This window comes from Pikeienuella sp. (genome assembly GCF_046290545.1).
GTDB lineage: Bacteria > Pseudomonadota > Alphaproteobacteria > Rhodobacterales > Rhodobacteraceae > Pikeienuella.
Map to the genome: position 1 here is coordinate 46,523 of NZ_JBKAGV010000008.1, position 12,415 is coordinate 58,937.

The window sequence follows — 12,415 nt, forward strand, 5'->3', positions numbered from 1 at the left end:
GCGCACAAGAAGGAGAGCGGCAATACGGTCGCTCGCTGGCCGCGTTCGGAAATGGCGGCCGAGACACTGGCGCCACTGAAACGCGAAAGGGCCGCATGACCACCTTCTCCGAGCTGAACCTCGACCCGAAAGTCCTCCAGGCCGTCACCGAGGCGGGGTATACGACCCCGACGCCGATCCAGGAGCAGGCGATCCCGCATGCGCTCGAAGGGCGGGACGTGCTCGGCATCGCGCAGACCGGAACGGGCAAGACGGCGGCGTTCACGCTGCCGATGATCTGCCGCCTCGCCAAGGGCCGGGCGCGCGCGCGGATGCCGCGCACGCTCGTCCTCTGCCCGACGCGGGAGCTGGCGGCGCAGGTCTCCGAGAATTTCGAGACCTATGGCAAGCATCACAAGCTGACCATGGCGCTCCTGATCGGCGGCGTCTCCTTCAAGGACCAGGACAAGCTGATCGACCGCGGCGTGGACGTGCTGATCGCGACGCCGGGGCGCCTCCTTGACCATTTCGAGCGCGGCAAGCTGATGCTCACCGGCATCGAGGTGATGGTGGTGGACGAGGCGGACCGGATGCTCGACATGGGGTTCATCCCCGACATCGAGCGCATCTTCAAGCTGACGCCTTTCACCCGGCAGACGCTGTTCTTCTCGGCGACCATGCCGCCGGAGATCACGCGGCTGACGAAGGAATTCCTGAACGATCCGGTGCGCGTCGAGGTCGCGAAGCAGGCGACGACGGGGGAGAACATCACCCAGCGCATCATCGCCTGGAAGGCCTCCTCGAAGGAGCGGGCCGACGCCGAGAAGCGGGACATGCTGCGCGCCCTGATCGACGGCGAGGGCGAGAAGCTCACCAACGCCATCGTCTTCTGCAACCGCAAGTCGAATGTCGACGTGGTGGCTAAGAGCCTCGCCAAGCACGGCTACAACGCCGCGCCGATCCACGGCGACCTCGACCAGAAGGTGCGGATGAAGACGCTGGATGCGTTCCGGGCCAACGAGCTGAAGATCCTCGTCGCCTCGGACGTGGCGGCGCGCGGGCTGGACATTCCGCTTGTCTCCCATGTCTTCAACTTCGACGTGCCGATCCATTCGGAGGACTACGTCCACCGGATCGGGCGGACGGGCCGCGCCGGGCGCTCCGGCGACGCGCTGACGCTCTGCCTGCCGCATGAAGAGAAATATCTCGAGAAGATCGAGGCGATGATCGGCGCCACGATTCCGCGCGCGGACGCGCCCGGCCTCGCCCCGCGCCCCGCCCGCCCCGAGCGGGAAGAGCGCCCGCAGGCCGAACCGCGCCGCGCGCGCGGCCCGCGCCGGGAAGAGGCGCGGCGCGAGGAGCCTGCGCCGAAGACGGAGGAACCCGCAGCCGCGGCCCCCGCGCCCACGCCCGCGCCGGAGCGCCCGCGCCCCGAGCCGCGGCGCGAGGACAGCCGGCGGGACCGGGGCGACCGCGGCGAGCGGCGCAACGGCGGCGGCGGGGCGCCCGTCGTCGGGCTCGGCGACCATATGCCCGCCTTCATGATGATCCCGCTGCCGAAACTCTCCGCCCGCGCGAAGGCGGACGAGCCCGAGGCGGAGGGCGGCGACGCCGAAGCGGCGGCCTGACCCGGCGCGGCGCGCCGCCCCTCAGCGGGGCAGCGCGCCCGTTTCGACATAGGCGAGAATCTCGACGACCTGCGCCGGCGTCTCGGCCACCGCGAGGGCGGCGGCGTCCACCTCCTTCAGCGCATGCTGATGCTCCGGCCCGTGCAGGACGATCAGCGCCTTGCCGAGCGCGGCGGCCATGCCGGCGTCGAAGGCCGCGTTCCATTGCCGGTATTTCTCTCCGAAGCGGACGACCACCACATCGGCCTTCTCGATCCCCTGTCGCGTCCGGATGGCGTTGAGCTTCGCGCCCTTGTGGTCATGCCAGAACTTGTTCTGCTCGGCGCCGAGGATCGCGACGCCGCAATCGTCCGACGCCTCGTGATCCGTCACCGGGGCGGAAAACCGGATGTCGAGCCCGGCCTCCCGGCAGCCGGCGACGATCTCATCCCGCCAGTCTGTGTGAATCTCGCCCGAGAGATAGACGGACATGCTCATCGGCGGCCTCCTGCTTCCCTGCTGCATCGGCCCAGTGTGACGGTCGAACCGGCGATGGCAACCCGCCAGATCTCTGACGGGCTCTTCGCATTTTCGTGACCCGGCTTGACCGCCGCCTCGCACCCGCGCTTCAACATCTGCGGCGCAAGAGCGAGAAACCGGCCATGGAGCTCAACGATATCCGCTATTTTCTCGCATCCTGCGAGACCCTGAACTTCACGCGCGCGGCGGAGCTCTGCGGCGTCTCGACGCCCACGGTCACACGCTCCATCCAGAAGCTCGAGGAGAAGTTCGGCGGGCAGCTCTTCCGGCGCGAACGGCGGCTCACGCATCTGACCGATCTCGGCCGGCTCGTGCAGCGCCACCTGGCCGATGCGCAGAAGGCGACCGACGAGGCTCTCGCCGAGGCGGGGCGCTACGCCGCGACCGAGACACGGCTCCGCCTCGGCGTGATCGCGACGATGCCCGCCGCGCATCTCGTGGCGTTCCTGACGCATCTACGCCAGAAGGCTCCGGAGCTGGACATCGATATCTGGGAAAGCCACTGCGCCGAACTCGGCGCCGCGCTGGAGGCCGGGGAGATCGACGTCGCGCTCATGTCCCTGCCGGATTATCCCGAAACGATGCGCCCCGCCCCGCTCTTCCGGGAACCGTATTTCGTCGCCTTCGCGCCGGGCCACCGTTTCGAGGCGATGAACGCCGTGCCGATGAGGGAATTCGAGGGCGAGGACTACGTGAAGCGGCTCCATTGCGAATTCCCCTCCAACTTCGTGAAGCTGGGGCTCGCGAAGCCCTATGGCGCGGTGCGCGTCCGCTATGCGACGGAGCGGGAAGACTGGGTGCAGAGCATGGTCGCCGCCGGGCTCGGCATGACGCTGATGCCGGAATACCTGCCCGTCCTGCCGGGGATCGTGCTCCGGCCCATCGTGGAGCCGGAGGTGCATCGTACGATCAGCATCGTCACCCGCGCCGGGCGCCGCCATTCGCCGCCGGTCGCGAAGGCGCTCGAAGCCGCACGGACGATGGCGTGGCCGCAATCCGCGAGGCCGACGGCCCACTCCGCCTGACCGAGAGCCGCGAGACAAGGCCGAGCCCTGCGAGCGCGGCGAGGAGGAGCGGCGCGGCGGGCGGAAGCGGAACGGCGGCGACGGGGGTCGTGGGCGGCGAGAGCGGCGGCTCGATGACGACGGGCGGCTCGGGCTCGATGATCTGCTGAAGCGTGAAGCCGAGCCTGTTGATCCTGAAATTGCCGCTGACCGCCCGCACGATCAGAGCGCTGATCAGCGTGTCCGGGGCGAGAAAATTGTCGGAGGTGAAGGTTTGAAGCCTGTCCTGCAAGACATTGGCGATGAGCGCGCCCTCGGGCGAGAAAACCTCCACGAACCGCGATCCGATGCCCCCGCCGGTAGGTCCGCCGGCGAGGTTGACGCCGACGGTGACGCCGGTCACCGGCGTCGTGAAATCGAAGCGGAGGAATTCGGGGGGGTCGATGACCCGCTCTTCCCCGTCCGGCTGCGAGCTGAGCCCCCCGTCAATGGAGAGGCCCCCGTTCGCCGTCACCACCAGTCGCTGGGGGATAAAGCCGTTCGTTCTCGTGCCGAACGCGGACACCGAGACAAGCCCGCCGCCGAAGGCGACGGGGACCGGCTCGAAGGTGATCGTCTGGAAGGGCACATTCTGAAGGAGATCGACCGAGCGGCCGAGATCGAGCGAGACCGTCGTCGCGGAAGCGGCGAACGGCGCGAGGGCGGCGAGGGCGACAACGGCGAGCTTGCGGATCATCTGACGCGTCTCCGGTTGGGTTCCGCAGACGCATGTATGGGGGACGCCGGCTTTCCGGCGCCCCCGCGGCGGTTAACGGTTCGTTACGCCACGAGCAATCACTCGCTTTCGAGCCGCGTGACCATCACGCTGGTGACCGGCTTCTTGCCCCAGACTTCATGCGCCGCGCGGCGCGCGACGCGCTCCACCAGCTCCTGCACCTTGTCGTCCGAGCGAAGCTCGCGCTTCGACGCGGTGGAGATCGCGTGGTCGATCCGGTCCGAGATCAGCGCGTCCAGCGCCTCGCCCCGCGGCTTCACGGGCGCGCCGGTGACCTTCACCTGCGGGTCTGCGAAAAGCTCCCCGTCCTCGTCGATCACGACGGAGACGGCGACATGGCCCTGCCGCGCCATCTTCAGCCGGTCGCGGATCACGCCGTCGAGCGCGCCGACGAGGACCTCGCCGTCGAGGAAGAGCTTCCCCGTCTCCACATGGGAGACGATCTTCGGCTTGTTGAGGTCGAGCGCGACCATCGAGCCGTTCGGCGCGACGATGGAGGCCGCGCCCCAGTCCTTCGCGAGCCCCGCATGTTCGACGAGATGGCGATGCTCGCCATGGATCGGCGCGGCGACCTGCGGGCGAAGCGCGCGGTAGATCTTCTCGATCTCCTCCCGCCGGCCGTGGCCGGAGACATGGACCGGCTCCATGTCGTCGTCGATGACCTCGATCCCCTGCTCCGAAAGCCGGTTGTAGAGGCCGTAGACGCCCTTCTCGTTCCCCGGAATGGTCTTGGAGGAGAAGATCACGAGGTCCCCCGCCTTCAGCTTCACGGTCGGGTGGCTCCCGTCCGCGATCCGGGCGAGCGCGGCGCGGCCCTCCCCCTGGCTGCCGGTTATGAGGTAGAAGAGGTTCTCCGCCGGAATGTCCCTGATCCGGTCCTCCGGCACGATGGGCGGGAAGCCCTTGAGCGCGCCGGTCTCCAGCGCCGTCTCGATCATCCGGCTCATCGCGCGCCCGGCGAGGGCGACGGAGCGGCCGCATTCGGTCGCGACCTCGGCCAGCGTCTTCAGCCGGCCGACATTGGAGGCGAAGGTCGTGGCGGCGACGGCGCCCTTCGCGCCGGTGATGATCCGCTTCAGATGCGGCCGCAGCGGCTGCTCACCGCCCGACTCGCCCTCCTCGAAGATGTTGGTCGAGTCGCACATGAGCGCGAGCACGCCCTCGTCCCCGATCCGTTTCAGCCGCTCCATGTCCGTCGGCTCGCCGATCACCGGGTCCGGGTCGAGCTTGAAGTCGCCGGTATGGACGAGCCGGCCGCCCGGCGTGTCGATGACCAGCATCGCCGGGTCGGGGATCGAATGCGTGACGGGCAGGAAGGTGACGCGGAACGGGCCGGCCTCCACCGGGCTGTCCCATTTCACGGTCTTGACGACCTGCGTGGGCTGCCCCGCCTCCTGCATCTTCCGGCGGATGATCTCCGCCGTGAAGCGCGGCGCGGCGATGAACTTCGCCTTGATCCGCGGCCAGAGCCGGCCGATCGCGCCCACATGGTCCTCATGGGCGTGGGTGATGAAGACGGCCTCCAGCCGGTCCCCGATCTCCTGCACGAAACTCACGTCGGGCATCACGAGGTCGACGCCGGGCGCCGAGTCCATGTCTCCGAAGGAGACGCCGCAATCCACCATGATCCAGCGCCGGTCCTTCACCGGGCCGAAGCCGTAGAGATACATGTTCATTCCGATTTCGCCCGCGCCGCCGAGGGCGACATAGACGAGATTTGCAGTATCAGCCATTTAGGGTCTGTTTTCCTTATGGATTTTCACGAGGCCCCGCATCGTCAGGTCCCCGTCGACATGGTTAATCGCGGTCGTTCCCTCCGCCATGAGGGGGGAAAGGCCGCCCGTCGCGATCACTTTCATCGGCGCGCCCACCTCATCGGCGACGCGCCTGCAGACGCCTTCGATGAGGCTGACATAGCCCCAGTAGACGCCGGATTGCATGCAGCTTTCGGTGTCGAGCCCGATCACGCTCTGCGGCCTGGCGACATCGACATTCGGCAGCTTCGCCGCAGCCTCGTGCAGCGCCTTGAGCGAGAGGTTGATGCCGGGAACGATCAGCCCGCCGGCATAGGCGCCCTCGAAATCCACGACGTCGAAGGTCGTCGCCGTGCCGAAATCGACGACGATGAGATTGGGCCCGTAGGCGTCGAAGGCGCCGACGGTGTTGACGAGCCGGTCCGCGCCGACCTCCCGCTCCCGCCGCACCTTCACCTTGACGCCGAGGCGGCAGGAAGGCTCGCCCACCACCAGCGGGTCGCAGCCGAAGAAATCCCGGCAGAGGCGCTTCAGGTTGAAGAGCGTCTGGGGAACCACGGTCGCTATGATCGCGTCGTGGATGTCCGCGAGGGCGACGCCGTGATGGTCCATCAGCCGGTTGAGCCAGACGAAATATTCGTCCGAAGTCCGCGGCCCGTAGGTCGAGCAGCGCATGGAGGAGACGAGACGCTCCCCGTCGAACACGGCGAAGACGGTGTTCGTGTTGCCGGCGTCGATGGCGAGGAGCATGGCCGTCGGCCCTTTCAGGGGAAGTAGATGTCTGCGGCGTGGATACGGCGAAGGCCCGCGGCGGTTCTTAGGACAAGGGCGCCCTCCGCGTCCACATCCTCGAACAGGCCCTTCACGCTCTCCCGCGGCAGGCGCGCCTCGATCGGCTGGCCGAGCCGGGCGGCGCGGGCGAGCCAGGCGTCGCGGAGCGGCGCGAAGCCCTCCGCCGCGAGGCGCAGCCGCCAGCGTTCGAGCGACGCGGCGAGGATCGCCAGCGCCGCCTCCGGTTCAAGCCGCCGCCCCGTCTCCGCCAGAAGGTCGGTCGGCGGATGCGCCGCCTCCGGCGCGGCCGGCGGATGCGAGACGAGATTCACGCCGCAACCGATCGCGAGCCAGTCCATCGCCGCGCCGCGGCCCGACCCTTCGAGGAGGACGCCCGCCGCCTTGCCGCCGTTCAGCAGCGCATCGTTCGGCCATTTCAGCGCGGCGCGCCCGCCCGCGCTCTCGAAAATCTCCGCGATGGCGAGGCAGGCGGCGAAAGAGAGGAGCGAGGCCTCCGTCGCGCCGCCTTCCGGCCGGAGGAGAAGCGTGGCGTAGAGATTGCCCTGCGCCTCGCCCCAGGCCCGCCCGCCGCGGCCGCGGCCGCTCACCTGCCGGCGCGCCATGATCCAGAGAGGGCCGGGCTCCCCCGCCTCCGCGCGGAGGCGGGCTTCGTCATTCGTGCTGCCGGTCTCATCGAGGATGACGAGGCCGACGCCCGGCGGCCAGCCGGGCGGCTCAGCGGACAAGCGCTTCGGCGGCGGCGCGGCTCGCCTCGATCAGGCCGAACCCGTCCACGAAGGGGAGCCAGCCCACGCTCATCGCGAGGGCGGCGCCGCCGAGCGCGATCCGGTGCGGCGTGAGCAGGCGACCGTCCAGCCCCTCCTCCGTCTCGTCGAAATACATCATCTTGATGATGCGGAGATAGTAGAAGGCCCCGATCACCGAGGCGACGGCGCCGGCGACGGCGAGCGGCGCGAGCCCCGCCTCCACCGCCGCGACGAAGACGAAATACTTGGCGAAGAACCCGGCGAGCGGCGGAATGCCGGCAAGCGAGAAGAGAAGCGCGGCGAGCGCCATCGCCTGCCCCGGATGCGTCTTGCCGAGGCCCGAGAGATCCGCCACCTGCGTCACAGGCCGCCCGCCCCGCTCCATCGAGAGGATGAAGGCGAACATGCCGAGATTCATCACCACATAGATGGCGAGATAGGTCATCAGCGCCTCGGCGCCCTGCACCGTGCCGGCGGCGAGGCCGACAAGGGCGAAGCCCATATGGCCGATCGAGGAATAGGCCATCAGGCGCTTGATGTCCTTCTGCCCGATCGCGGCGATCGAGCCCCAGAACATCGAGGCGATGGCGATGAAGACGACGATCTGCCGCCAATCCGAAACAGCCTCGCCGAAGGCGTCATACATCACCCGCGCGAAGAGCGCGCCGGCGGCGACCTTGGGGGCCGAGGCGAAGAAGGCCGTCACCGGCGTCGGCGCGCCTTCGTAGACGTCGGGCGTCCACATGTGGAAGGGCGCGGCCGAGATCTTGAAGGCGAGCCCGGCGGCGAGGAAGGCGATGCCGAAGAGAAGCCCGAGCGAGACCTCCTCCGCCGCCACCACCGCCGCGATCCGCTCGAAATTCGTCGAGCCGGTATAGCCGTAGACGAGCGACGCGCCATAGAGCAGGAGCCCGGAAGAGAGCGCGCCGAGCACGAAATACTTGAGCCCCGCCTCCGTCGATTTCAGGCTGTCGCGCCGGAAGGCGGCGACGACATAGAGCGCAAGGGATTGCAGTTCCAGCCCCATATAGAGGCTGATCAGGTCCCCGGCCGAGACCATCACCATCATGCCGAGCACGGCGAGGCCGATCAGCACCGGGAACTCGAACTTCATCAGCCGCCGCTTCGCGAGATAATCCTGCGCCAGGATCAGGATCGCGGCGGCGGAGAGGAGCATCAGCACCTTGGCGAAGCGGGAGAAGGCGTCCGAGACGAAGGCGCCGTCGAAGGCGCGGCCCGAGCCCGGGTCGAAGGCGATCATCGCGGCGAGGCCGGCCATCAGCGCGGCCATCAGCCCGTTGATGAGCCCGGCGCGGGAATCCCCGCCGCCATAGGTCCCGAACATCAGGAGCGCCATGGAGCCGACCGCGAGGATCAGCTCCGGCAGGATCAGGTCGATATCTGCGCCGGTCATGCCGTTCTCACTTCCCCGCCTTCATTTCAACGCCAGTTGCGTGGCTTCGTGCGCCGCGTCCACCGAGGCGAGCAGCGCCTCCACCGAGGGGCCGATCATGTCCGTCACCAGGGAGGGATAGACGCCGAGGATCACCGTGCCCGCGACGAGCGGCGCGAAGATCGCCGCCTCTCTCCGGTTCAGGTCCTGTATCTGCTTCAGCCCGCCCTTGATCAGCTCCCCGAACACCACGCGCTTGTAGAGCCAGAGCGCGTAGCCGGCGGAGAGGATCACCCCCGTCGTGGCGAAGAGGGCCGTCCATGTCGAGACCTGGAAGACGCCCGAGAGCGTCAGGAACTCGCCGACGAAGCCCGAAGTGCCCGGCAGGCCGACATTCCCCATCGTGAAGAGGAGGAAGATCGCCGCATAGAGCGGCATCCGCACGACGAGCCCGCCATAGGCCGAAATCTCCCGCGTATGCATCCGGTCATAGATCACGCCGACGCAGAGGAAGAGCGCGCCGGAGATGAAGCCGTGGGAGATCATCTGGAAGATCGCCCCGTCCACCCCCTGCCGGTTCGCGGCGAAGATGCCCATGGTCACGAAGCCCATATGCGCGACGGAGGAATAGGCGATCAGCTTCTTGATGTCCTCCTGCATCAGCGCCACCAGCGAGGTGTAGACGATGGCGATGGCGGAAAGGACGAAGACGAAATCCGCCATCAGGTCGGAGGCGACCGGGAACATCGGCAGCGAGAAGCGCAGGAAGCCGTAGCCTCCCATCTTCAGCAGGATCGCGGCGAGGACGACCGAGCCCGCCGTCGGCGCCTGCACATGCGCGTCCGGCAGCCAGGTATGGACCGGCCACATCGGCATCTTCACCGCGAAGGAGGCGAAGAAGGCGAGCCAGAGGAAGGTCTGGAAGCCGCCGAGGACCTGCCAGCCGAGGAAATCGACCGGAGTGGAGGCGAACTGGTGCTTCAGCAGCGCCGCGATGTCCGTCGTCCCCGCATCCCAGTACATCGCGATCATCGCGACGAGCATCAGGAGCGAGCCGATCAGCGTATAGAGGAAGAACTTGAACGCGGCGTAGACCCGTTCCTTCCCGCCCCAGATGCCGATGATGAGGAACATCGGGATCAGGCCGCCCTCGAAGAAGAGGTAGAAGAGGATCATGTCGAGCGCGCAGAAGACGCCGATCATCAGCGTCTCGAGCACGAGGAAGGCGACCATGTATTCCTTCACCCGCGTCTCGACGCCCCAGGAGGCCCAGATCACCAGCGGCATGAGGAAGGTCGTCAGCATCACGAAGAGGATCGAGATGCCGTCGACGCCGACATGATAGGAAAGCGCGCCAAGCCATTCCCGCTTCTCCACGAACTGGAAGCCCGGGTTCGTCGGATCGAAGCCGATCAGGACGGGGAGCGAGAGGATGAAGGTGAAGATCGTGGTGAACATCGCCGTCCACCGGGCATTCTGCGCCGCCTGCGCGTCATTCCCCTTCACGAGGAGCATGACGATCAGCGCGCCGATCAGCGGCAGGAAGATGATGATGGAGAGATAGGGCAGCATCATCAGCCTCCGACGACCGCATACCAGGTGATGAGCGCGGCGAGGCCGAGGATCATCGCGAAGGCGTAGTGGAACATGAAGCCCGACTGCGCCCGCCCGGCGAGGCCCGTGAGCCAGGGAACGACCCCCATGGCGAGCCCGTTCAGCGCCCCGTCGATCACCGACCCGTCGCCCCGCTTCCAGAGGAAGCGGCCCGCCCACTTGGCCGGGCGGACGAAGAGCCAGTCATAGATCTCGTCCACGTACCACTTGTTGAGCAGGAAGAGGTAGAGCGGCCGCTGGTTGCGCGCGAGCGCCTCCGCCGAGCCCGGCTTCAGGATGTACATCAGGTAAGCGATCCCGAACCCGATCAGCATGGCGACGAACGGGGAGACCTTCACCCAGGAGGGAACCTCGTGCGCGTCATGCACGACCGTGTTGCCCGGCCCGGAGAAGATCGCGGCGCCCCAGAACTCGTTCTCGTGGTGGCCGAAGAAATCCCCGTAGAAGACCATGCCGGCGACGACGGCGCCGAAGGCGAGGACGTAGAGCGGGATCATCATCACCATCGGGCTCTCGTGCGCGTGGTCATAGGTGTGATGGTCCGCCCGCGTCTCCCCGAAGAAGGTGAGGAAGATCAGCCGCCACGAATAGAAGGAGGTCATGCAGGCGGCGACGAGGAGGAGGACGAAGGCATAGGAAACGCCCTGCCCCGCGAACACGCTCTCGATGATCGCATCCTTCGAGAGGAAGCCCGCGAAGCCGATATAGGTGAGCGGTATCCCGACGCCGGTGATCGCGAGCGTGCCCGCCATCATCATCCAGAATGTGACGGGGATCTTCTTCCGGAGCCCGCCGTAATTCCGCATGTCCTGCTCGTGATGCATGGCGTGGATCACCGAGCCCGCGCCGAGGAACAGGAGCGCCTTGAAGAAGGCGTGGGTGAAGAGGTGGAACATCGCCGCCTCATAGGCGCCCACGCCCGCCGCGGCGAACATGTAGCCGAGCTGCGAGCAGGTGGAATAGGCGATCACCCGCTTGATGTCGTTCTGCACGAGGCCGACCGTCGCGGCGAAGAAGGCCGTGGAGGCGCCGATGATGACGACGAACATCAGCGCGTTCGGCGCGAACTCCATCAGCGGCGACATGCGGCAGACGAGGAAGACCCCCGCCGTCACCATCGTCGCCGCATGGATGAGGGCGGAGACGGGCGTCGGCCCCTCCATCGCGTCCGGCAGCCAGGTGTGGAGAAGGAACTGGGCGGATTTGCCCATCGCGCCGACGAACAGGAGGAAGGCGATCAGCTCCGCCGCGTTCAGCTCCATGCCGATGAAGGAGATGGAGCGCTCCGCCAGCATCGGCGCGGCGGCGAAGACATCGTCGAAGGCGATGCTGTCCACCATGAAGAAGATGGCGAAAATGCCGAGAACGAAGCCGAAATCGCCGACCCGGTTGACGACGAAGGCCTTGATCGCCGCGGCGTTGGCCGAGGGCTTGTGATGCCAGAAGCCGATCAGGAGATAGGAGGCGACGCCCACCCCCTCCCAGCCGAAGAACATCTGGAGGAGGTTGTCCGCCGTCACCAGCATCAGCATGGCGAAGGTGAAGAGCGACAGATAGGCGAAGAACCGCGCCTTCGACGGATCCTCCTCCATGTAGCCGATGGAATAGAGATGGACGAGGGAGGAAACGGTGGTGACGACGACCAGCATCACGCAGGTCAGCGTGTCGACCCTGATCGCCCAGTCCGCCTGCATCGCGCCGGAATCGAGCCAGCGGAAGAGCGTGATCGACTGCGAGGGCTCCCCCGCATAGGTGAAGAACACGACCCAGGAGAGCAGCGCGGAGAGGAAGAGGAGGCCCGTGGGGATGAGCATCGCCATCCGCTCGCCCATCGACCGGCCGAAGAAGCCCGCGAGGCAGGCGCCGAGCAGCGGCGCGAAGAGGAGGATCTGGAACAAGGCTCAGCCCTTCATCACGTTGACATCCTCGACCGCGATGGAGCCGCGGTTCCGGAAGAAGCAGACGAGGATCGCGAGGCCGATCGCCGCCTCGGCCGCCGCCACGGTCAGCACGAAGAGCGTGAAGACCTGCCCGACGAGATCGCCGAGATGGGCGGAGAAGGCGACGAGGTTGATATTGACCGCGAGCAGGATCAGTTCGATCGACATCAGGATCACGATCACGTTCTTGCGGTTCAGGAAGATGCCGAAGACGCCGATGACGAAGAGGATCGCCGCGACGGTCAGGTAATGGGAAAGCCCGATCTCCATC

At 67.3% G+C, this 12,415-nt stretch carries 11 protein-coding genes; 2 read left to right on the forward strand and 9 right to left on the reverse strand.

All coding sequences use genetic code 11. The features are described 5' to 3' along the window. The first annotated feature begins 95 nt into the window (after positions 1 to 95). A complete protein-coding gene (locus ACE37J_RS06425; protein ID WP_409708817.1) occupies positions 96 to 1,607 on the forward strand; it encodes a DEAD/DEAH box helicase in 1,512 nt (503 codons plus the stop codon). A gap of 21 nt (positions 1,608 to 1,628) precedes the next feature. Here ACE37J_RS06425 and ACE37J_RS06430 read toward each other — a convergent pair whose 3' ends face one another. Beyond that, positions 1,629 to 2,084 (reverse strand): YtoQ family protein, encoded by a 456-nt coding sequence (locus tag ACE37J_RS06430; RefSeq protein WP_409708820.1) that lies wholly within the window; start codon positions 2,082 to 2,084, stop codon positions 1,629 to 1,631. 164 nt (positions 2,085 to 2,248) lie between these two features. Between ACE37J_RS06430 and ACE37J_RS06435 the strand changes: the two genes are divergently transcribed. Then, the gene (locus ACE37J_RS06435) at positions 2,249 to 3,151 is read left to right on the forward strand and encodes a LysR family transcriptional regulator (RefSeq protein ID WP_409708823.1); all 903 of its coding nucleotides are present in this window, start codon (positions 2,249 to 2,251) and stop codon (positions 3,149 to 3,151) included. On the opposite strand, the gene ACE37J_RS06440 is transcribed toward ACE37J_RS06435, so the two are convergent. The 8 genes from ACE37J_RS06440 to nuoK form a co-directional block, all read right to left on the reverse strand. Continuing rightward, positions 3,045 to 3,866: a hypothetical protein gene (locus tag ACE37J_RS06440; protein ID WP_409708826.1), complete on the reverse strand. Its 822-nt coding sequence runs from the start codon at positions 3,864 to 3,866 to the stop codon at positions 3,045 to 3,047. The two genes, ACE37J_RS06435 and ACE37J_RS06440, sit on opposite strands and share 107 nt — an antisense overlap. Before the next feature lie 98 nt (positions 3,867 to 3,964). Then, complete coding sequence (locus tag ACE37J_RS06445; protein WP_409708828.1) at positions 3,965 to 5,638, reverse strand: ribonuclease J; 1,674 nt, start codon at positions 5,636 to 5,638, stop codon at positions 3,965 to 3,967. Continuing rightward, complete coding sequence (locus ACE37J_RS06450) at positions 5,639 to 6,409, reverse strand: type III pantothenate kinase (protein ID WP_409708831.1); 771 nt, start codon at positions 6,407 to 6,409, stop codon at positions 5,639 to 5,641. Between the two features lie 14 nt (positions 6,410 to 6,423). After that, complete coding sequence (locus ACE37J_RS06455) at positions 6,424 to 7,176, reverse strand: biotin--[acetyl-CoA-carboxylase] ligase (protein ID WP_409708834.1); 753 nt, start codon at positions 7,174 to 7,176, stop codon at positions 6,424 to 6,426. Then, entirely contained in the window at positions 7,166 to 8,611 is a 1,446-nt protein-coding gene (gene nuoN, locus ACE37J_RS06460) for an NADH-quinone oxidoreductase subunit NuoN (RefSeq protein WP_409708837.1), read from the reverse strand. The genes ACE37J_RS06455 and nuoN overlap by 11 nt, the downstream gene beginning before the upstream one ends. Before the next feature lie 21 nt (positions 8,612 to 8,632). Then, the gene (locus tag ACE37J_RS06465; RefSeq protein WP_409709273.1) at positions 8,633 to 10,162 is read right to left on the reverse strand and encodes an NADH-quinone oxidoreductase subunit M; all 1,530 of its coding nucleotides are present in this window, start codon (positions 10,160 to 10,162) and stop codon (positions 8,633 to 8,635) included. A 2-nt stretch (positions 10,163 to 10,164) separates the two neighbouring features. Beyond that, entirely contained in the window at positions 10,165 to 12,102 is a 1,938-nt protein-coding gene (gene nuoL, locus ACE37J_RS06470) for an NADH-quinone oxidoreductase subunit L (RefSeq protein WP_409708840.1), read from the reverse strand. A 3-nt stretch (positions 12,103 to 12,105) separates the two neighbouring features. Then, complete coding sequence (nuoK, locus tag ACE37J_RS06475; protein ID WP_409708843.1) at positions 12,106 to 12,414, reverse strand: NADH-quinone oxidoreductase subunit NuoK; 309 nt, start codon at positions 12,412 to 12,414, stop codon at positions 12,106 to 12,108. Position 12,415: the final 1 nt, after the last annotated feature.